This window comes from Sporosarcina ureae (assembly GCF_029267015.1).
GTDB classification, from domain to species: Bacteria; Bacillota; Bacilli; order Bacillales_A; family Planococcaceae; genus Sporosarcina; species Sporosarcina ureae_D.
Genome location: NZ_JARIEA010000057.1, coordinates 1 through 22,114, shown reverse-complemented (window position 1 = coordinate 22,114; position 22,114 = coordinate 1). Strand labels below are relative to the sequence as shown.

Below are 22,114 nucleotides of genomic sequence, written 5' to 3'. Positions count from 1 at the left end.
AAACTATAAATTGTTCATACTCTAAACTGCCAGATGGCCAAAATTCCATACCTTCGCTCCTGCTGAAATACAAATTGATAAACTACTTTATACGTTTAAAATTGCAAATTGTATTTTCTCTTATTATAGGAGAATGAGAATTACGGCCGATTCACTAATTAAGTTGTACAATGAAGTTTAAATATTATAAAAATACTTATTGACTTTAAAAATTTAACAAGTTAGGATATAAACATACCACTAGTCGTATATACAACTAGTCTATGTAAGCGTTTACTAAAATAGAAAGGTAGGGAACTGTAATGAAAAAAAAGGTAAAAATTCTATTGTTGTCAATGGTGGGTTCATTGTTAGTACTAGCAGGTTGCAGTAGCGAAAAAGAAGCAGGGGATACAGCAAATGCGGACTTTTCCAAAAGTCCAATTAAATTAATTGTTCCTTGGTCAGCAGGAGGAATAACGGATGTAACTGCCCGACTCCTAGCAGAAGAGGCGGTTAAATATTTACCTGAGGGAACTGATATCGTCGTTGAAAACAGACCAGGTGGAAGTGGCACAATTGGTGCTACAGAAGTTGCAAATTCTAAACCAGATGGTCACACTTTACTTATTTCTCCACTAGTACCAGTAACGGAAAGTCCAAGCTTTACCACTACACCTTATGAATACACAGACTTTCAACCGGTTGTGCAAGTCCTTTCTACTCCTACAGTATTTGCGATAAAAAAAGATAGCAATATGAAGACTTACGATGATTTTGTTAAATACGCAAAAGAAAATCCCGGAAAGTTCACTTACGCTACCGGCGGAGCAGGAACGCTTGATCACATCGTAATGGAAGGGATTGCTCTGAAAGAGGGAATCAAGATCGAACATATTCCTTACGAGGGCGCAGCACCAGTAGTTAACGATATTTTGGGCGGTCACATTGATGGTGGTCACTTACAGGTACCAGGGTTACTTCCATACGTTAAGGAAGGCGATGTTACAATTCTTTGGAATAGTGGTGGAGATGAATATTCATTCATGCCCGAAGGTACTCCGAGCTTGTCTGAGGAAGATTTAGATCTTCCTATCATGGATGCTAAAACATCTATTGTAGGACCAAAAGAAATGCCTGAAGAGACACTTGATATGCTTGTCGACGCATTTAAACAAGCTATGGAAAATGAGAAGTTTATAGACAAGATGAATAACGCAAACTTGGAACCTGCATTCTTAGGTCCTGATGAGTTAGCAGAGATTATTGAAAATCGCTATACAACAAGTAAAAAGATTATAGAAGAATCCGGAATGGCAGAATAATAGCCAATTACTTTAATAGATTGCAGACGAAGTGTGTATGAAGTCCTTCGTCTGTCTATCTTGATTAATAAAGTGCACAGGATTTCTAAAATTAGTAAGTGGGGTGAAAATTTGTCTGAAGCAAAAAAAGATAGATATTCAGGGATTGCTTTACTGCTTTTCAGCATTCTACTCTATTTTTTAATTCCTTATGGTATTCCAGGAGCTAAAAAGGGCAGTGATCTTGGTTCGGATTTCTTCCCCAAATTATTAGTTGTAGTCATGATAGTTTTAAGTGTCGGTATGATAGTAAAAAGTATATTTGATGCTAAATTCAGACCTATTGCTATAGAAGAAACGGAAGAAAGTGTCGAGGCCGAATATGAATCATATGAGCCAACCTCAAATCTCAATTATAAAAATGTAGCCATCGTGTTTGGAATTATGCTTGTTCACATATTCGTATTAGTGGACTTATTAGGATTTGTCTACTCAACCATTATTGCAATGGTTGGAGTAATGCTGGCTCTTTCAGTTAAAAAATGGTACTTCTATTTAATTATAATTGCCATAATATTCGGTATAGATTTTGTGTTCAGAGATCTATTGAGTATCCAACTTCCATAGAGAGGAGATGATGCGGTGTGTCGCAGGTGATTTTAGGAAGTCTAGGTGATGTATTTGCCTTGAATAACTTAGTATTTATGTTCCTGGGTGTGACGTTAGGTATTATTTTCGGTGCGTTGCCAGGACTCACAGCTACTATGGGTGTTGCGGTTTTATTACCTGTAACGTTTGGTATGGATCCAACAACTGGAATCCTGTTTTTGTTAGGAGTTTATTGTGGAGGTATCTATGGCTCTTCCATTCCGGCAATTTTAATTAAAACACCGGGTACACCTGCATCAGCAGCAATTCTTGAAGATAGCGCAGCATTAGTCAAGCAAGGAAGAGCTGGAGAGGCACTTCGGGCCACGGTATTTGCTTCCGCAGTTGCAGGCTTTATTAGTGCGTTGATCTTACTATTTGTTGCACCTCAATTGGCAAAATTCGCACTGAAATTCGGCCCTGCTGAATACTTTGCGATTGCGTTATTCGGTTTAACAATGATTTCAAAAGTAAGTGCGAAGTCAGTTCTTAAAGGGACGTTCATGGGGATGCTGGGAATGTTTGTGTCAGTAGTCGGAATGGACCCTATAACAGGTACACCCCGTTTTGCTTTTGGGAATACTAATTTATTAGGTGGGTTAGCACTCGTTCCGGTATTGGTTGGCTTGTTCGCTATTACTGAAATCTTTGTACAAACACAATCAGCAAATGAAGTGAAGGCAAAAGTTCAGGCAAAGATAACGGATAAGAAAGAGTCGCTATTCCATTTCTTTAAATATTGGAAAACTATTTTGAAATCTAGTCTTATTGGTACTTTCATTGGTATGATACCAGGAACTGGAGCACCATTAGCATCGTTCTTGAGTTATAACGAGGCCCATCGTAGTTCCAAGAAGAAGGAAGAGTATGGAAAAGGGTCGATGGAAGGAATTATCGCTAGTGAGGCAGGAAACAACGGTGTTACAGGAGCTACCTTGATTCCATTGCTTACCCTTGGTATTCCAGGTGACACGGTAACAGCTATCCTTTTGGGAGCATTATTGATTCAGGGGTTGAATCCAGGCCCACAATTATTCACAGAACACGCTGATGTTATGTATGGAGTTATGATCGGATTGCTGGTTATCAACGTAATTCTTTATATTCAAGGGAGAATTGCTTCAAAAGTCTTTGCGAAAATTACTTCCGTACCAATGAACGTGTTGATCCCAATATTAATTACCCTTTGTTTCGTAGGGTCTTATTCTGTAAATAATACTTTGTTTGACGTTAAGGTTATGATTGCTTTCGGATTACTGGGATACGTCCTAATAAAGCTTGGATTCCCGCTTATTCCGATGCTTTTGGGAATTGTGCTAGGTCCTATTGCTGAGCCTAACTTAAGAAGGGCACTAATTGCATCACAAGGCGACTGGTCAGTATTTTTAACGAAGCCAATCGCATTGGTATTTATTCTATTATCCGTATTTACTATTGCTCTTCCAATGGTGCAAGGATTAATCAGATCGATGAAAATGAGAAAAAAGAGTATGAGATAAAGTGTATAAAATAATATGAATAGTTGACATTATTCATATTTAACATATAGTTGTATATACAACTATATAAATAAAATCATTAGGAGGAAATTGAATGACTGAACTAAGAGGTTTTGCTTTAGAGCTATTTAAATCACAATTAGAAAACGCTATTGGACAGGAGAACGTAATTACATCAGAAGAAAGACGTAAAGAACTATCTCGTGATTATACGTGGTTAACTCATATGTGGTATGAACGTGATCAGGAGATGATTATCCCTTATTTCGTCGTAAGACCTGGAAATACTGAAGAAGTCTCAAAGGTAATGAAAATTTGTAACTCTTATAAAGTACCTGTCGTTCCACGTGGTGGGGGATCAGGGAGTGCAGGAGGAGCATCCACTCTCCACGGTGGTATCGTGCTGGACCTAACAAGAATGGATAAGATTATTGATATTGATGAAAAATCACTTGTATTGACTGCAGAAGCAGGAATCTTTGGAAATGTATTAGAAAATGTGTTAAATGAAAAAGGTTTGATGTTGGCGCATTATCCTTCATCTGTTGATATTGCAACCCTAGGTGGATATTTAGCAGCCCGAGGATCAGGAGTAATGTCTACTAAATATGGAAAAGCAGAAGATATGGTTCTTTCAATAGAAGTTGTTTTACCGGATGGAACAATTATCAATACATTACCTGTTCCAAACCATGCTTGTGGGCCAGGTCTGCTTCAGCTGTTTGTTGGCTCCGAAGGGACACTAGGTGTTATCACAAAAGTCAGTATTCGAATTGACCCTCTACCAGAAGCGCGTGTCTTCAGAATGTTCAAGTTCCCGGATATTCATGACGGAATTGAAGCAGGACGACAAATCATGGCGAGTCGTATTAAGCCAGCTGTCATGCGTTTATATGATCCAGGTTCAACTGACAAATCCTTTAACTCAACGGGCGTAAAACTTGAGGGGAACCACTTGGTATTGATGTTTGATGGGTATAAAGAAATTGCGGAAATAGAAGCGAAAAAGGCATATGAAATTTGCATAGCTAATAAAGGTGAAGATTTAGGCGAGGAATTGGGTAAGCATTGGTGGGATACAAGATATGTTGCGTATAAGCCACCGGTCCACCCAGAATTCCCGTTATTGTACGGTACGCCTGAAACGGTTACAACATACGATAAAATTGATGCAATCTACGATGCAAAGAAAGAACTTGTCGAAACGAAGTATGCAAAGTGGAATGCCAAATATACGGCCCACTTCTCTCACTGGTATCCTTGGGGCACGATGATCTATGATAGATTCTATGTTGAACATCCACCTGAGGATCCTGAAGAAGCATTCCGACTGCATAATGAATTAATGGCTGATTGTACACGTATTAATCTGGACCATGGTGCGGTATTAAATGAACATCATGGTATCGGATTCAAACTTGGCTGGTTCATGGAAGATCAATATGAAGAATCATTTAAAGTTCTATTAAATATCAAGAAATCACTTGATGAAAAAGGAATTATGAATCCAGGGAAATTAGGATTTGGTATCTGGTAAGTAAAGTTTACAGGAAAAACGAAGGCACATCGCTTGAGATGTGCCTTTCTACTAACAAGAAATTTAATAGAGGTGAACTATTATGAGAGCACTTGTTTATGAAGGAAATAAGAAGTTAACAATAAAGAACTTACCTAAACCACAAATTAAAGCCGACGAAGTACTGATAAGAGTAAGTTATGTCGGGATTTGCGGATCCGATATGGTAGCATGGAACGGAAATTATCCAAGAGTCAATCCGCCTGTAACACTAGGTCATGAGTTCAGCGGTACTATCGTAGAAGTAGCCAACGCAAACTCAGAGTACACAATAGGTCAAAAAGTAGTTGTAGAGCCATTGGCCTCATGTGGGAAATGTGAAGCATGCGAAAGCGGACACTATAATCGCTGTAGTAAATTGACATTGATAGGTATCGACTTTGATGGAGGTATGGCTGAGTATGTAGTGGCTAGTGAATATCAAGTTCACTCATTGCCGGATTCAGTGGATGCACAATCTGCAGCACTTATTGAACCGCTTGCAGTCGTTGTCCATATGATTAATCAAGTAGAGGTCAAAGAGTCAGACAAAGTGCTAGTGGTAGGTGGAGGACCAATAGGCCTGATAGCTGCACTCGTTCTACGTTCTTACGGGGCTGATGTACATATATCAGAAATTAATGAATTTCGATTACAAACCGCAAAGAATTTGGGATTCAATGTAATTGATTCAAAAGAAATCAAGGTGCCTAAGTTCGTAGAGAAAGAAATTCCAGAGGGTGTGGCATTTTCATTTGAAGTAACAGGAAGTTCAATCGGACTAAATGACTGTATCCTATCGACAAAGCCTGGTGGAACAGTTCTCATTGCAGGCGTTACACAAACTAGTGAGCTGAATGTATATGAGGTCATCAAAAGAGAACTTCTGATTAAGGGAACACGTGTTTATACTTCTGAAGACTACCGTAGTGCTATTGAGCTTCTCGCAACCAAGTCTTTTGACGCGCAAGATGTTATCTCTAAGGTGATTAATCTGGAAGACGGACTAGAGGGAGCTTTCCAAGCTATTGAAGATGGAAATCCGATTGTCAAGGTGCTTCTTTCAGTAGAAAACGAGGTGTGATGATTTGAGTACACAATATGTTTTGGGGATCGATCATGGATCAGGAAGCTGTAAAACAACTTGTTTGGATTCCAATGGGAATATTATCTCTGAGGCATCTGTTTCTTATCCATCTTATTATAAGCACGCACGGTGGGTGGAGCAGAAACCCGAAGAGTGGATCGATGCCGCGATTAAAGGTATTCGAGAGGTTATAAAAGAATTTTCACCTAAGCAGAAAAAGGAGATTAAAGGTATTTCTTTTACTGCTCCTGCACATGTTGGTGTTTTATTAGGAAAAGACATGAATGTCTTGCGTGACGTTATCATGTGGAATGATCAGAGGAGTGGGAAAGAAGCAACAAAATTAAAAAAAGAATATGGTTCACTAATATATAAACAGACAAATCATTATCCTACGCCCACATGGACGCTCCCCCACCTATACTGGTTGAAGAAACATGAACCGAATGTATTAAAGCAAGTCCACAAAGTGTTATTCGAAAAAGACTATGTGAGATATCGTTTTTCAGGTGAACTAGGTACTGATCTAATTGAAGCGGAAGGATCAATGCTGTTTGATATCTATGAGGGAAAGTGGTCCCAAGAATTGCTGGACTTGGTGGGATTAGATGCATCCATCTTCCCTTCTATTTATGAGGCGACGGCGCAAGCTGGTTCTCTGACAAAAGAAATGGCGGACATCTTAGGCCTTCCAAGTGGAATACCAATTATTATGGGGACTACAGACACGGCAGCTGAGGTGTATGGTAGCGGTGCAACTGAAGAAGGTGATGCAGTAGTGAAGCTAGCGACTGCAGGAAACTTTTCATTACTTTCTAAAGAGCGGCATACCAATCAAAACTTGACCTCATACAGTTTTCCGACAAATGGTTTAAAATATCAAAACAGTGGTACGAACTTCGCGGCTTCTTCCTATCGGTGGTTCACAGAAACTTTTTTCAGTGACTGGCTAGAGAATCCAGATATAAAGAACGTATATATGGAGTTAGACCGTGAAGTAGAAAAAATTAAAGTAGGTTCAGAAGGATTACTATTCCAACCATATTTAAATGGAGAACGATCTCCGCATTGGGACCCATATTTACGAGCTAGCTTTTTCGGGATGACGGCTCGACATAATCGCTTTCATTTTGCGCGATCAGTTTTGGAAGGGGTCGGTTACTCATTGAAAGACGCATCGAGTGAATTGCCCGGTACGCCTTCTAAAAGTGTCAAAATACTAGGTGGTGGAGGTAAGAGCGAGGTTTGGTCTGAAATCTTGGCTAATATACTGGATGTCACAATAGAAGTACCAAAGCATAAAGACGCTGCTTTTGGTGCATGTTTGATAGCGGCGACTGCAGTAGGCTGGTATTCAAATCTAACTGAAGCGGTTAAAGTGAATCAAATCGTCACAACACATATAGAACCGAATATTGAGACGGTTCAGTTGTACAAGTCCTTGTTCTCCATCTATAAAGACTTGCATACACAAACTAAAGCACTTTCATACAGATTGAACGAACTAGAAGAATAGGGAAGTGGTGTTTGACAGTGAAGACTATGAAAAACAGAATGATATTTCCGTTATTTGATACGTATGGCGATGAAACGACTGTAGAGTTTTTCACACAGGAAGCCATGTTCGAGGGTTGGTTGAGGTCGGAAGTAGCACTAGCCAAAGCGCAATCTGAAGTGGGAATCATTCCTGCAGAAGCGGCGAAAGAAATAGAAGAAAGTGCAAAATACGAAAAGTTAGATATAACGGGCTTTTGGGATGAAGTAAAAAATGTTGGCTACCCAATCGTACCTTTAGTCAAAAGGCTATCTCAAGCTGCAGGTGATTCTGGCGGATACGTACACTGGGGTGCGACAACACAAGATATTATGGATACCGGCATTATTCTGCAACTAAAAAATGCAGTACATCGGTTGGAAGAATTACTGGTGCATACGGGAGATTCATGTGCCGTTATTATTGAGAAACATGCGAATACACCACAGGCAGGCAGAACACATGGTCAGCAAGCGGTTCCAATCACATTCGGAATGAAAGTGTCTGTTTGGCTGGCGGAAATCACTCGTCATCTTCAACGTCTACAAGAAATGAAAAGCAGATTATTGGTAGGGCAATTATTTGGAGCAGCCGGTACATTGGCAACGCTCGGTGGGAAATCTGAACAGGTCCGTATCAGATATTGTGAGATTTTGGAGCTGAATGTGCCTGATGGTCCATGGCATGTCGCGAGAGATATCGTTGTAGAGTATGCAAATCTACAAGCATTGATTAGCGGTACTCTTAAAAAGATGGCACGAGAGATTGCGGACTTGGCGCGTACAGAAATTAAAGAAGTTTCTGAAGCGAAAGGGAAGTTGCGTGGGGCCTCTTCCACGATGCCTCAAAAAGAAAATCCAATAAGCAGCGAGACAATTATCGGCATGACGACTATCAACATCTCATTAGTATCTGGTCTTTTCCAGACATTAGCGCCAGGGCATGAGCGCGCTACAGGAGAATGGCAAGCAGAGTGGGATATGGTGCCGATGATTTGTGTAGGTACTGCTGGATCACTTTTATTGATGAATGAAACGCTAGATTCATTGGCGGTTGATTCTGAAATGATGAAAAACAACCTAAAAAAAGATCATGGCTTGATCATGGCGGAATCCGTAATGATGAAATTAACGAACAAGCTTGGAAAACAGGTGGCGCATGAGAAAATGTATGACGTCTGTCAAAGAGCTGATCAGGAAGACAAAGAGCTTGTAGATGTTTTAATTAAAGATCGGGATGTTACACGGATTCTGTCTGTGGCGGACATAAAGGAAGCATGTAATCCACTTCATTATATAGGGGAAGCAGTAGCGATTTCTAAAAGAACAGTTGACAGCTGGAATGTACTTCAAAAGAAGTATCAGTTGAAATCATAGAGAAAAGGAGTTTTAAAATGGATGCTCAATATCGATTGGATGGAAGAATGTTTATAAATGGGGAACGTGTAGATGCAATTTCCAGAAAGGAAATCGATGTGTATGATCCTTCCACAGGACAAGTGATGTCAACGATTGCTGCGGGGGATACGGGAGACGTTAACCACGCAGTGAGCACCAGTCAAAAAGCATATGAAGCTGATTGGAAGCGCTTTACGCCTTCAGAGCGTGCAAATATTTTATTTAGCGTAGCGGACCGAATAGGACAGTATAAAGAAGAATTGGCATATATCGAAAGTCTGGACGTGGGCAAACCACATAAACAGGCACTAGCAGACGTAGATGCAGCCATAGGTTATTTCCGTTTTTATGCAGGAATAGCAGACAAGATCTTTGGTACGAGTATTCCCTTGGGTGAAGGAATAGCAGATTATACGATACGCGAGCCTATTGGCATATCTGCGCAAATAATTCCATGGAATTATCCACTACAATTGTCTTCACGTGGTTTTGCACCTGCTTTGGCGGCAGGTAACGCGGTAGTGGCAAAAGTTGCAGAAGATGCATCCCTTTCAATCTTGCGTCTGGCGGAAATTGCTCACGAGGCTGGTTTGCCTAAAGGTGTATTGAATGTTATCACAGGATATGGTTCAGTAGCAGGGCAGGCGCTATCTGATCATCCTGATATTCATCACTTAACGTTTACAGGTTCACTTAATACAGGTATTCAGGTTATGAAAACAGCCGCCAATCATATCACTCCAGTTAATCTGGAACTAGGAGGTAAATCACCAATCATAATATTTGGTGATGCAGATATTGATAAAGTAGTTGAAACGGCGTCAAATGTAATCATTCAAAATGCAGGACAGACCTGTTCAGCAGCTTCCCGTATTATAGTGAACAATAAAGTTCATGCGGAAGTAGTAGAAAAGATTGCAGAAAAAATGTCCAAAGTAAAATTAGGCAGGGGTCTAGATAACCCGGATATGGGGCCAGTAGTTAGTGAGAGACAAATGAATAGTATCCTGCAAGCCATTTCCAATGGGCGTGAAAGTAATGCAAATGTTGTATTAGGTGGAAACCGTAGTAAACAACAAGGTCTGGAAAACGGGTACTTCATCCAGCCTACACTATTTGACAATGTCAAAGTAGGGAGTTTCATTGAACAGGAAGAGATCTTCGGCCCTGTATTGAGTGTAATGCCGTTTGATACAGCTGACGAAGCATTGGCGATTGCTAACGGAACAGAGTATGGACTTGTAGCAAGTGTATTCAGTAATGACTTGAAGTTAGTTCATCATATGACAAATCAGATCCAAGCGGGACAAGTTTTCGTGAATGGATATGGAGCTGGCGGCGGCGTAGCCATTCCGTTTGGAGGATATAAAAAGAGCGGTTTTGGTCGTGAAAAGGGTCTGGAAGCAATCCAAAACTACACGACAGTAAAAAATGTATGGATCGACTATCGATAAATTACTAGGAGGGAATAATGACATGAAGAAGTTTGAAAATAAAACAGTAGTAATTACAGGAGCAGGTTCTGGTATGGGTAGAGAAACTGCATATAGATTCGCGAAAGAAGGGGCTAATGTAATTGTTGTCGACTTGAATGAAGAACCAGCAAAAGAAACAGTGAAAGCAATTCAAGCAGATGGCGGCGTGGCTAGAGTTGCAGTATGTGATGTATCTAACCGTCAGCAAGTCATCGATATGGTCGATGAGGCTGCTAAAGAATTTGGCACAATTGATATTATGTTTAATAATGCAGGAGTACCGATGTCCTCGACGAAAACTGAAGATGTCTCAGAGAACCTAGCTAATCTTTTGATTGACGTGAATCTGAAAGGTGTTTTCTTTGGAATACAAGCTGTCATCCCCTATATGCAAAAGCAAAAGTCTGGTGTTATCATCAATACGGCATCTATCAATGGTGTAAAACCACGCCCATTCAACAGTATGTATTCTGCTACGAAATCAGCTGTAATTACGCTGACGAAGTCATTAGGACTTGAATTGGCTGAATATGGAGTACGTGTAGTCGGTGTAAATCCAGTAGCGGCTGAAACAAGTATGCTACAAGGCTTTATTGGAGATGGTGATTATGGTGAAGGCAAAGAGAAGTTTGCTTCCACTGTACCACTTGGCAGATTAGCAAAAGCAGAAGATATCGCAAATGCTGTATTATTCCTTGCTTCAGATGAAGCAAGCATGATTACCGGTAGCTTAATTGATGTAGACGGAGGTCGAGGGGCATAAAGGCGTTTTGAGGAGGGAGATGAATCGTTCTATTGGGGACAGTTCATCTCTTTCTATTTTTTTATTTAAAGAGTAATAAAATGAGTAAGGGGAGATAGATATGACAGAGAAAACTACATTTGTTCCTGTCAGTTATACAGGATGGGGAGCATTGGATCATTTACTAAGTGAAGTGGAACGATTTAAAGTGAAAAAAATATTAGTGGTCACCGATCCGTTTCTAAAGGATATCGGAATAACAGATAAAGTGACGGATCTACTGAAATCAGGAAAGTTCGACATAGATGTTTATACAGATGTAATGCCTGAGCCGTCATTAGCACTTGGTGAATCATTGGTCGACTATACACGCGCTCATCAATTTGACATGGTGATAGGTGTTGGAGGTGGCAGTGCGCTTGATCTGACGAAGTTAGCCGCCGTTTTGGCTCCTCATGAAGGAAAAGTAAAAGATTATTTAAATTTAACCGGTACAAAAAGAGTCATTGAAAAAGGGCTTCCTTTTATTTTGATACCAACTACCGCAGGGACTGGATCTGAAATTACAAATATCTCTGTACTCTCCTTAGAAACAACTAAAGATGTCGTGACTCATGATTATTTATTAGCAGATGTTGCTATCGTGGATCCAGCGCTTACCATTTCTGTGCCACCCGGTGTGACTGCGGCTACGGGAGTGGATGCATTGACTCATGCCATAGAAGCATACCTCTCAAAAAGTGCAAATAACATAACAGATGCGCTGGCTTTACAGGCTATTCGCTTAATCAGCAGTTCGTTAAGGACGGCTGTTAAGGACGGAGAAAATCGTCAAGCGCGCACTGATATGAGTTATGGTAGCTATTTGGCTGGTTTAGCTTTTTTCAATGCAGGAGTCGCGGGTGTGCATGCACTTGCGTATCCCCTTGGAGGGCAATTCCAGATTGCACATGGTAACTCAAATGCGGTTCTGCTTCCTTATGTGATGGGCTATATCCGTTCTAGTTGTGAAAAAAGGATGAAAGATATTTATGAAACAATGGGGTTCAGTTCTGCTAGTATGTCACAGGAAGAAGCATCTAGTCGATGTGTAGAAGAATTGACCAGATTGGTAATGGATGTAGGTATTCCATTAACTTTAAGAGGTTTTGATATTCCTGAATCTGCTCTAGATCAACTGACAAAAGATGCGATGAAACAAACAAGGCTTCTTTCTAGAAGTCCAAGAGAACTTGCGAAAGAGGATATCATCAAAATTTATAGGGCTGCGTTCGATGGAGTCGTCTCACAGTAAATAATTTAGTCATTAATTGTTAAAGACTGCTAGTGCAAATATGAATTTGCGCAAGCGGTCTTTTGGTGATAGATTGACAGAAGAATGTATTATTTTAGATTATAATTCACTTGAATTTGAAGTATTGATAAAGTTTACTTAAATAAAATCACATTGGTGCGAACTAATAATAAATATTTCACCTATGCTTGTGAATCGATGTACTGCTTATAAAATATTCTGCAAGAAAGGTATACACACTATGAAAGATTTAAAAGTCATCATCACGTTGATCCTCGTCATGTTTTTATGGGGAATTAACGTGTCAGCTCTCAAATACCTTGTCACGTATTTTGATCCCATCACGATGACATCGATGCGTATTATGTCAGCCGCGATTTTAGTCTTTATGATCTTGTTTTTTCTTAAGCAAATTCGTTTACCTAGAAATCGAGAATGGCTCTATATCATAGGCGGCGCCGCGACCAATGTCGTGTTGCATCATTATTTTCTGGCAGAAGGACTGTCCAGAACAAGTGCCGCTAACGGGGGGCTGATTTTAGGGCTAGGGCCGCTATTGACTGCGACGTTAGCGGTCTTCATTTTGAAAGAAAAAATCACGGGCGTACGGGCTATGGGTTTTATCTTCGGTGGTATAGGCGTAAGTATTGTAGTGCTTGGCGGCAGTGGAACATTGGGCAAAACGTCATTTGGAGATGTAGAAATCTTCTTATCGATCTTGTCGCAAGCCATTAGTTTCATGCTGATCAAAAAAGCATCCAGAACAATGGATGCTAGACTATTGACAGGATATATGATGTTAGTTGGATCCGTCATTTTAGTCATCGTCTCATTCATTAAGGAACCAGGCGGCTTTGCTGAATTAAGTAAAGGAACACCTACTGTCTGGGGCGTTTTCATCTTCTCTGCCTTGATCGCAACCGCTGTGGGTCACATGGCGTATAATTCCGCCATTCAAACAATAGGAGCAGCCCGCGCTTCCATCTTTTTAAACTTCAACACATTTTTCGCACTGATTGGCGCTAGTCTATTTTTAGGAGAATCCATTTATCCCGCTCACTTTATCGGGTTGATATTTATTGTGGCAGGTGTGATCTTCGGCTCAGGTTCTTTGGAGATGTTCATAAGGAGTCGGAGCAAGCAGCTTCCGCCCGTTGAAGAAGAGAACGAATAGAATGGAATCAACAGGTTTAAATATGTAGTGTTTCATGCAAAAAGTCGTCAGTCAGACTGTATGAAATCGGTCGAAGCTGTTGTGGAAAGACAATTCCCTTCTCTTCTAACTTATCAAGGGCCTGCTTGACTTTGTATCGCGAGTAACCTGATAAGGTAATCAGTCGACTAACCAATATATCGTCTTGGGAACTGAATACAGTCAATACAAGTAAGTAGAAAAGAATTTCTTGCTCCTCTTTCCCTAATTCTCGAGAATTGTTAATTAGAAAATGTTGTATACGAACTAGTTTCGCTTCACTAATTGATAAGTCATCTAGTATATTATTTTGTCCAGTAACCAATAACTCCAGCATACTTTTCAGATAGAATGTCAATTCTCCTTTATTCATAGGAAAGGGGACGTCTTCCAATGCCTGATAATACTTAGCTTTATCTTTATTGATAGCGTAGGAGAACGTAACTGCTGAGTAGCGTTCTAGATATTTGGAAAGATAACTACCAACTAACAGTCTTCCCGTTCTACCGTTACCATCATAAAAAGGATGAATATATTCATAGTAATAATGTGCAATTAAATACCGGAATAACTCTGGATGTGTATCGTCTTGTAAAAATTGAATAAGAAGAAAAAGTCCCTCTTCAATTTTTGCTTCAGTTTGCAGACCAACATGTGTAATTCTTGATCCCACTGTGACTTCCACTTCATCTTTCCTAAACAGACGACCATCCGGAGCATACTTCATAGGGATTTCATCGGAAACCAGATTATCGTATAGCGCTCTAAAATCCTCAAGTGAACGAAAAGGACCGATCTCTTCAATATGAAGATAGGTTTTCATCATCCCAGTGAAACGTTTCATTTTTGCATTAGGCTCATGTAAGCGTTGAAGCGCATGGCTTAGTTCTTTCTTTGTACTCCTAACTCCTTCAATTTCATTATTACTTTGTGCGTCATTAATAATTAGACGTTGAAAGTAAGGTTGTGCTGCAAAAGCAGGAAGTTTACCAACCAGTGATAGAATTTTACCACTGTTTAAAAGCGCTTCATTGTTCAGTTTTATGAGCTCGGGTGTCATTACATAGAAAAGCTCAAAATGCTCCCGGTCAACCCTTCCTTTTCTGAATGCCCGAATAGGTAATGATGTGTTCATGCTTCCATAACTAGTGACTCGTTTCTTATATTCATTCTCGAAGGAAACCGCATCTAATTTGTAAAATAGCTTGCTTAACTTTTCATAAGTCATAGTATAAACAACTCCTTAATTCAAATATACTCGGTTTTTTAAATTAGTATACATTTTTATTGAATTTAGAACAAGTGTATAATCAAATATCAAGATTATTTAAAATAGGAGGTATGCGCATGAAATTCACCATCCACACAAACCCACACCAATTTGCCATACAAGCAGACCCGATACTCGAACGTAATGAAGATGTATATAGCTTGTTCTATGGAGTACTCGAATCCATTAAGTCAGGAACCTATCAAAATCCGTTTATGGCGGTGCTTGAGAAAGAAGGACAAGTGTTGGCGTTATTACAAATGACGGCCCCTTATCCGCTGAATATCATTATTGTAGAAGAAGACTCTATAGAATCCATTATCGACGAGTTAGTAGCTCGGTTACGAGAAGAAGCCGTAGCCATTTCATCCGTTATTGGCGTTACACATGTAGCTTTTCACTTTGCCGGCAAGTGGTCAAACGTAGAAGCGACAGGACGTAAAGTAGTTAACGAAGGCATTTATCGTCTCGATACCATCCAAACCGACCCTACATATAGCGAAGGCCACTGGCGCAATGCAGTGGATGAAGATGTGGCGTTGATAGCGAAATGGTACACGTTATTCGAAATCGATGCGAAGTTGCCACCTACAGAAAATGACGTAGTGCAGCAACAAGTAGAAGCATTCATTCAAAACAAGGAAGTATTTGTTTGGGACGTGGATGGACGCGTCGTGTCTATGATGAAAAAAGCGCGTCCGACGAAACATGGTGTGACGGTTTCGATGGTATTCACTCCTGAAGATGAACGCAAGAAAGGTTATGCACGATCGCTTGTCGCAAAAGTATCTGCAGAATTACTAAAAGAATACGATTTTTGTATCTTGTTTACAGACCTCGCCAATCCAACAGCGAATAAAATTTATCGAGAGATTGGATATCAACAAATTACCGAGTTTGCGCATGTGGAATGGCTATAGAAAAGTAAAAAATGTCCGCCTACCATGATAAATTGAAAATAATCTAGTGATTATAACCACTCTTTCCTTACAAAACATTTACACAGCCTTCTCCGTATATTAATAAACTTCCAGTAGAGTAGAAGTTGATTACAAATACAGGAGGTTGTTTATTGTTGAAGAAAATCGTACCCGTAGTAGCACTATCGGCTGCATTAATTGGTGGAGCCATCTGGACTGGGAATTATTCAACGAGTTCAGCTGATGAAGTGAAACAGGACGACACACCGGAGATTAAGAATGTCATATTTTTGATTGGAGATGGCATGGGGAGTTCCTATACATCCGCTTATCGTTACTTCAAAGATGACCCGACTACCCCTGAGATCGAGTTAACAGCATTCGATCAACATCTAGTTGGACAACAAATGACGTATCCTGATGATGACGAAGAGTCAATTACAGATTCAGCGTCCGCAGCAACGGCTATGTCGTCAGGTATTAAAACATATAATAATGCAATTGCAGTGGATAAAAAGAAAGGGCGTGTGCAAACTGTCCTCGAAGCGGCAAAAGAAGCCGGGAAATCGACTGGACTTGTTGCTACTTCTGAAATTACACATGCGACACCTGCAGCTTACGGTGCCCATAATGAAAGTAGAAAGAATATGGATGAGATTGCCGATGATTATTACAATGAACGCATCAACGGTGAGCATACAATCGATGTCCTTCTGGGCGGTGGGAAAAAACACTTTGTCAGGGAAGACTTGAGCCATGCGCATTCATTCGAACTGGATGGATATGGATATGTCACAACAAAAGAAGAATTATTGAAGAATAAGAATGATAAAATACTTGGATTGTTCGCGGATGGCGGCATGTCCAAAATGATCGACCGTCCAGCAGAAACACCCTCATTGGAAGATATGACAGAAGCGGCGATTGAGCGACTGAAGAAAAACGAAAATGGATTTTTCCTTATGGTTGAAGGAAGCCAAATCGACTGGGCGGGGCATGATAATGATATTGTCGGTGCGATGAGTGAAATGGAAGACTTCGATAAAGCGTTCCAGGCAGCCATCGAATTTGCTAAACAAGATGAGCATACATTAGTCGTTGCGACTGCGGATCATTCAACTGGCGGATTTTCCATAGGAGCGGATGGCGTATATGATTGGTCAGTTGATGTGATCAAAGCAGTGAAACGCACACCGGCCTTCATTTCTCAAGAAATAGCAAACGGTTCAGATGTAGAAGAGACATTAATACGCTACATCGACCAAGAAAGTTTTCCGTTAGACCAGAAGGAAATAGAAGCAGTCCAAGCGGCAGATACAGAGACCGATGATATTGAAACAGCTATCAAACAAATCATCGACAAACGCTCCTATACGGGTTGGACAACCGGTGGACATACAGGTGAAGATGTACCTGTTTATGCGTATGGACTGTCCAAAGAGCGCTTTACAGGTCTGTTAGATAATACGGATCATGCGAATATCATTTTTGAAATTATTGCGGGTAAGAAGTAAGGCTCGCAGTCGACGACGTCCAGAAGCATATATGAAAAATACTATCATTGGTCAATTGTAATAATACGCCACAAAAAAGAAGTTACAGCTCAAAATACGAGCCGTAACTTCTTTTTTTGTGCGCGAATGTAAGCAAATAAAAAATAAAAATAAAAAAGCAGTATCCTTTTTGAAAATACTCTCTATATGACTAATGAAAGAGAAAATAACCAGAGAGGGGCGCGAGAAATGAAAAGACCAATCCAAAGTGTCAGAATACCGTTTTCACCTAAATTCGCAGCAGTAGTCGGCATTAACGAAGCATTATTTTTGCAACAATTGCATTATCGATTGCAGATATCAACCAACATCCATCACGGCCATAAGTGGGTGTATAACACCTACAAGCAATGGACGGATGAGTTTCCTTGCTGGACGATTCATCTAATTAAACGGCTCGTCACCAAACTCGAAAAAGAAGGATTGATCATTACATCCGAGTATAACAAAATGCCGATGGACAGAACGAAGTGGTATCGAATTGATTACGAAAAGCTGTCACAGCAAGGGGGCGAATTTGTACCCTTCGAGCAGACGGAATCAGTCTACTCAGAAGAGCAAAATCGTCTGTCAGAGAAGAGCGTTTTGCTCCCAGCAATAACCAAAGAACTTAAACAAACGACAAAGAATAAAAGAGCGAGCGAGAAAAATCTCGCTACTATTTCTTCTGTCATTGAGTATTTAAACCAAAAAGCTTCTAAACGATTCAAATGCCGAACGAATGCGACTATGAATATTTTGCAGGACCGCATGGAAGAAGGCTATACACTCGAAGACTTCAAACTTGTCATCGATACCAAAACAGCACAATGGCTGAATGATCCGCAATTCCGTAACTACTTACAGCCTTCGACATTATTCAAAGCGGAGAAATTCGAGAACTATCTAAACGAAGCACCTGTTAAAACGGCTCGTTCGATCGGATATGAAGTGTACAAATCACCGGAACTGGATTTCGGAAAAGGGGAGAATATATATGGGTTATGAATTAGCTGAAAAAAGCATACTAGGAACGATGTTTAATGAAAACTATTTGATTTTGGATAGCAACATGCAAGTCGAATTCTTTCGTGGACATGTCAATCAAACGATCTATACGGTCATGCGAGAATTAGCGCAAGAAGGGAAGCCGGTAGACTATATCACCGTGCTGACGAGAAGAGATCCGAGTGACTTAGGTGGAGCCAATTATCTATTCGACCTCAAGCGATTCTCCAATCCTGCACGTTTTGACGAATACGAAGAATTGATCATCACCGAATGGAAAGAGCATGAAAAGTCGAGAATCTTGCACCGGGCTAGCCAGCAAAACTGGAGTATCGTGGACATTCAGCAAGCATTTGATGACTTGCAAGGCCTTAACGCCGAAACTAGTCGTACCACTTTGACTGAAGACTTAGTTACACAATATGAAAGACCGTATATCCCGATGGAAACCATGACAGGCATACCAACAGGACTTACCGATTTGGATAAAATGCTAAACGGCTTTCAAGACAGTGAATATATCGTAGTCGCTGCCAGACCTTCCGTGGGAAAGACCGACACACTGAACCATTTTGCTCTGCAAGCTGGGTGGCAAGGACATATGCCACTAGTCTTCTCACTTGAAATGAGTCGAAAAACGATGATTGATCGTTTGATTGCTTCGACAGGTGAGTATAGTCGTTTGAAAATGCGCGATCCATATAAATACTTCACGGAAAAGCAAAAGAGCGAGTGGACGACAGTATTAAATCACTTAAGTAGTGCGAAATTGCGTATCGATGATGAAAGCGGACTTACAGTAAGTCAAATAAAAGCTAGAGCGAGATCGGTTATTAAAGCGAATCCAACGAAACGTCCAATTATTTTCATTGATTACTTACAAATCATTCGTCCGGAAGGCAAAGTAGTCAACCAAACATTAGCTATTGGTCAAATCAGTAGTGATTTGAAATCGATGGCCAAAGAGTTCAACTGTCCGGTTGTGGTTTTATCCCAACTTTCGAGAAATGTTGAAAATCGCCACGATAAGCATCCGATGATGAGTGACTTGCGTGACTCCGGAAACATCGAACAAGATGCAGACGTCATCGCATTTCTCTATCGGGAAGATTACTACGAAAAAGAAAAAGCACCGACGAATCTACTGGAAATCGAAATTGCTAAACACCGTAATGGTCCGACCGGTAAGATCACCACCATCTACAGCAAGCAAACTGGCAAGCTTTACGATTTCGATGAAAACAAATATAAAGGGGGAGCTAACTTATGATCACAGTGAAAGATATGTTGGATTACGCATTCGAAATCGATCTATCACACTTGGCGCACAGTATTTACTGGGCGCTCATGACCAACCAAATCACTTTACAAGACGATAGTGAAGAATTAAAAGGTATCGAATTCGACGAAGCAGAAGTACAGCGCATGATGGAGCAGAACATCTTGGATATCGGCAAGGTGAAGTTGTTCGTCATGGATACAGAAAACGACTGGTACGTGTTCTACTTAGCAGAGCATTCGCTCGATGCGTACCGGCTACACGAAGAGCTGTTCCGTCAAAACCAGCATAAAATTACGCGAGCAGACCGACTGATGATCAACGTGATGACGTTCGCGGATACAGGTGCTGAGGAAAGTTTGTATGATCATAAGAAAGAAGTACTCATGTACCCTGCGTATGTGGGACACGCGAAAGCAGGAGAGCGGACTTTGTATCGGATGGCGGGGGCATGAGCAAGGAAGAACGTGGTGTCTTGATTTTAGTCATCTGTCTACGGGCAAGTTATTCAGTGGGCTATTTAGAGCGTTTAACGGATGCGGAGTTGGAAGGATTGTATGATAGATACGTGTAGTATCGATGTTCTATGGGGACATGATACCAGTTCCAGTCAGAATGTGGATAAGTTATATTAATATAATTGAAGCATAATGCCCATATATATAATTCCCTATAAATGGTACATTTTACATAAGGAATTCTCTAACTCTCATAGGCCTATCGCCTGTCGAAGGAGAATGTAAAATGAAGATAGAAGAACTGAAATTAACCGATTGGCTGAATTTATACGTGAATTTGACGTCATTACAGGTCGGACATCGACAATCCGCAAGCACACAGTCGAGTTTGCTGCGGTAGTGGAGCAAAGTACAGCAACAGTAGAGGAGTTAAATGCGACGCTGACTGAATTGACGGAAGAACAATCAGAAATTGCGAAGTATATTACGGAAACGCATGATGAAGCAGTCGCGATTCGTAGAACGTAATACAAAAGACGTTACTTCCCAAAACGGGAGAAGTAACGTCTTTTGCATGCACTCTTAGTGTCCAGTAAAAACCATTACGCCAAATAGAGAGACAATCGACATGATTACTATTAATATAGATTCAGTAGGTTATCTATAAACAGTAGAAAACACTTACATATATACAAGAAACTACTAAGAGACTATCGTCAGAGGTGTATAAATGGGCTTATTTTTCACGGTGATTTTACCGATCATTGCAGTATTCGCAGTGGGATTCTTATTACAAAGAGTCAAAAACTTAGATATCAAATCGATCTCATCTCTTTCAATTTACATACTAACACCCGCGCTCGTCTTTACTTCGTTGTATAAGGCGGATTTTAATGCGAGCTATACGACAATCTTGATTTACATGTTTGCTCTTTTTTACGCCATGGTGTTTCTAAACAAAGTATTGGCGAAAATCTTTAAATGGGATAAAAAAGTGGAAAGCGCCTCGATACTGGCGACGGGTTTCATGAACTCGGGAAACTATGGCTTGCCCGTAGTGTTGTTCAGCTTAGGAGAAAAAGCGCTACCGTATGCGATCTTCATCATGGTCATCCAATCTCTCCAAAACAACTTCTTCGGTGTGTATTATGCATCGCGCAGTACGAGTGGCATGATGCGCTCGGTTAAAATGGTCTTCAAAATGCCGACTACCTATGCCGCTATTTTCGCTTTCATCTTCCAGTACTTTAAAATAACCGTACCGGAATCCATTATGTCTACGACTTCCATGGTAGGGGATGCAGCGATTCCTGTCATGATGATCATGCTTGGTATGCAACTGGGATCCGTCATGAGGAAGAAGCCAAACTGGCAAGTAGTCATTTCAGGCGTCGTATTGAAAATGTTCATAGCGCCGATACTCGCTTTCATTTTCGTGCTATTCGCAAACGTGGACCCTTTAGTAGGTACAGTCCTCATCATTATCTCCGCAATGCCTACAGCGGCCACTACGACGATGTACGCAATTGAATTTGACACGGAACCCGAGCTAGTCTCGACGATTACGTTGTTCTCTACAGTGTTGAGTGTGGTGACGTTGAGTATATTGTTGAATGTTATTATTTGAATGAAGTAGCTACAGTTTATTGGGATAATTCAGAAAAAAGAAGTTGGAGCCTAGACTGGCGTCAACTTCTTTTTCGTTGCGATTCATTTCAGTTAGGATTTCGGGAAACTAACGGTAAAGGTTGTTCCTTTACCAATTTGAGTATGCAGCGTTAAGCTTCCGTTATGATCTCTAATGATTTTTTCACGTAAGCGTCAAAAAATGAACACGTTGTTTCACATAAAAGAAAATGCCCCAAAAGAATCGACCATAAAGATTCTTCGGGGCATTTTCTATTTCTTTGACTGGATATAACAATTCTTTGGCAAGGTCTT

Annotated in this window: 20 protein-coding genes; 19 read left to right on the top strand and 1 reads right to left on the bottom strand. The window is 40.5% G+C overall.

What is annotated here, in order from left to right; genetic code table 11:
- Positions 1-302 precede the first annotated feature (302 nt).
- The 11 genes from Q7P97_RS08815 (at position 303) to Q7P97_RS08765 (ending at position 13,688) form a co-directional block, all read left to right on the top strand.
- Positions 303-1,304 carry a Bug family tripartite tricarboxylate transporter substrate binding protein gene (locus Q7P97_RS08815; RefSeq protein ID WP_303968836.1) on the top strand — a complete coding sequence of 334 codons (1,002 nt, stop codon included), beginning with the start codon at positions 303-305 and terminating at the stop codon, positions 1,302-1,304.
- A 111-nt stretch (positions 1,305-1,415) separates the two neighbouring features.
- The gene (locus tag Q7P97_RS08810; RefSeq protein WP_303968835.1) at positions 1,416-1,910 is read left to right on the top strand and encodes a tripartite tricarboxylate transporter TctB family protein; all 495 of its coding nucleotides are present in this window, start codon (positions 1,416-1,418) and stop codon (positions 1,908-1,910) included.
- 17 nt (positions 1,911-1,927) lie between these two features.
- Positions 1,928-3,430, top strand: a complete 1,503-nt coding sequence (locus tag Q7P97_RS08805; protein ID WP_303968834.1) for a tripartite tricarboxylate transporter permease — start codon at positions 1,928-1,930, stop codon at positions 3,428-3,430.
- A 94-nt stretch (positions 3,431-3,524) separates the two neighbouring features.
- A complete protein-coding gene (locus Q7P97_RS08800; RefSeq protein WP_303968833.1) occupies positions 3,525-4,967 on the top strand; it encodes an FAD-binding oxidoreductase in 1,443 nt (480 codons plus the stop codon).
- An 82-nt stretch (positions 4,968-5,049) separates the two neighbouring features.
- A complete protein-coding gene (locus tag Q7P97_RS08795) occupies positions 5,050-6,069 on the top strand; it encodes a zinc-dependent alcohol dehydrogenase (protein WP_303968832.1) in 1,020 nt (339 codons plus the stop codon).
- A 4-nt stretch (positions 6,070-6,073) separates the two neighbouring features.
- On the top strand, positions 6,074-7,588 hold the full coding sequence (locus tag Q7P97_RS08790) for a xylulokinase (RefSeq protein ID WP_303968831.1): 1,515 nt from the start codon (positions 6,074-6,076) through the stop codon (positions 7,586-7,588).
- Between the two features lie 17 nt (positions 7,589-7,605).
- Entirely contained in the window at positions 7,606-8,982 is a 1,377-nt protein-coding gene (locus tag Q7P97_RS08785) for a class-II fumarase/aspartase family protein (RefSeq protein WP_303968853.1), read from the top strand.
- A gap of 17 nt (positions 8,983-8,999) precedes the next feature.
- Positions 9,000-10,457, top strand: coding sequence for an aldehyde dehydrogenase family protein (locus tag Q7P97_RS08780; protein ID WP_303968830.1), 1,458 nt, complete (start codon positions 9,000-9,002; stop codon positions 10,455-10,457).
- 22 nt (positions 10,458-10,479) lie between these two features.
- Positions 10,480-11,241, top strand: a complete 762-nt coding sequence (locus Q7P97_RS08775) for an SDR family NAD(P)-dependent oxidoreductase (RefSeq protein WP_303968829.1) — start codon at positions 10,480-10,482, stop codon at positions 11,239-11,241.
- 100 nt (positions 11,242-11,341) lie between these two features.
- On the top strand, positions 11,342-12,514 hold the full coding sequence (locus Q7P97_RS08770; protein WP_303968828.1) for an iron-containing alcohol dehydrogenase: 1,173 nt from the start codon (positions 11,342-11,344) through the stop codon (positions 12,512-12,514).
- 241 nt (positions 12,515-12,755) lie between these two features.
- Positions 12,756-13,688 (top strand): DMT family transporter, encoded by a 933-nt coding sequence (locus Q7P97_RS08765; protein WP_303968827.1) that lies wholly within the window; start codon positions 12,756-12,758, stop codon positions 13,686-13,688.
- Positions 13,689-13,704: 16 nt separating this feature from the next.
- Here the strand turns inward: Q7P97_RS08765 and Q7P97_RS08760 are convergent, their stop codons facing one another.
- A complete protein-coding gene (locus tag Q7P97_RS08760; RefSeq protein ID WP_303968826.1) occupies positions 13,705-14,934 on the bottom strand; it encodes a Fic family protein in 1,230 nt (409 codons plus the stop codon).
- Positions 14,935-15,053: 119 nt separating this feature from the next.
- Here Q7P97_RS08760 and Q7P97_RS08755 point away from each other — a divergent pair, with 119 nt between their 5' ends.
- The 8 genes from Q7P97_RS08755 (at position 15,054) to Q7P97_RS08720 (ending at position 21,800) form a co-directional block, all read left to right on the top strand.
- Positions 15,054-15,896, top strand: a complete 843-nt coding sequence (locus Q7P97_RS08755; protein WP_303968825.1) for a GNAT family N-acetyltransferase — start codon at positions 15,054-15,056, stop codon at positions 15,894-15,896.
- A 152-nt stretch (positions 15,897-16,048) separates the two neighbouring features.
- Entirely contained in the window at positions 16,049-17,410 is a 1,362-nt protein-coding gene (locus Q7P97_RS08750) for an alkaline phosphatase (RefSeq protein ID WP_483315712.1), read from the top strand.
- Positions 17,411-17,638: 228 nt separating this feature from the next.
- On the top strand, positions 17,639-18,436 hold the full coding sequence (locus tag Q7P97_RS08745; RefSeq protein WP_303968823.1) for a conserved phage C-terminal domain-containing protein: 798 nt from the start codon (positions 17,639-17,641) through the stop codon (positions 18,434-18,436).
- Positions 18,426-19,706 carry a replicative DNA helicase gene (locus tag Q7P97_RS08740; protein ID WP_303968822.1) on the top strand — a complete coding sequence of 427 codons (1,281 nt, stop codon included), beginning with the start codon at positions 18,426-18,428 and terminating at the stop codon, positions 19,704-19,706. The genes Q7P97_RS08745 and Q7P97_RS08740 overlap by 11 nt, the downstream gene beginning before the upstream one ends.
- The gene (locus Q7P97_RS08735) at positions 19,703-20,170 is read left to right on the top strand and encodes a hypothetical protein (RefSeq protein ID WP_303968821.1); all 468 of its coding nucleotides are present in this window, start codon (positions 19,703-19,705) and stop codon (positions 20,168-20,170) included. Before Q7P97_RS08740 ends, Q7P97_RS08735 begins: the two co-directional genes overlap by 4 nt.
- Positions 20,167-20,289: a BH0509 family protein gene (locus tag Q7P97_RS08730; RefSeq protein ID WP_303968820.1), complete on the top strand. Its 123-nt coding sequence runs from the start codon at positions 20,167-20,169 to the stop codon at positions 20,287-20,289. The genes Q7P97_RS08735 and Q7P97_RS08730 overlap by 4 nt, the downstream gene beginning before the upstream one ends.
- Positions 20,290-20,488: 199 nt before the next feature.
- Positions 20,489-20,701, top strand: coding sequence for a hypothetical protein (locus Q7P97_RS08725; RefSeq protein ID WP_303968819.1), 213 nt, complete (start codon positions 20,489-20,491; stop codon positions 20,699-20,701).
- A gap of 202 nt (positions 20,702-20,903) precedes the next feature.
- Positions 20,904-21,800: an AEC family transporter gene (locus tag Q7P97_RS08720; protein ID WP_303968818.1), complete on the top strand. Its 897-nt coding sequence runs from the start codon at positions 20,904-20,906 to the stop codon at positions 21,798-21,800.
- Positions 21,801-22,114 lie beyond the last annotated feature (314 nt).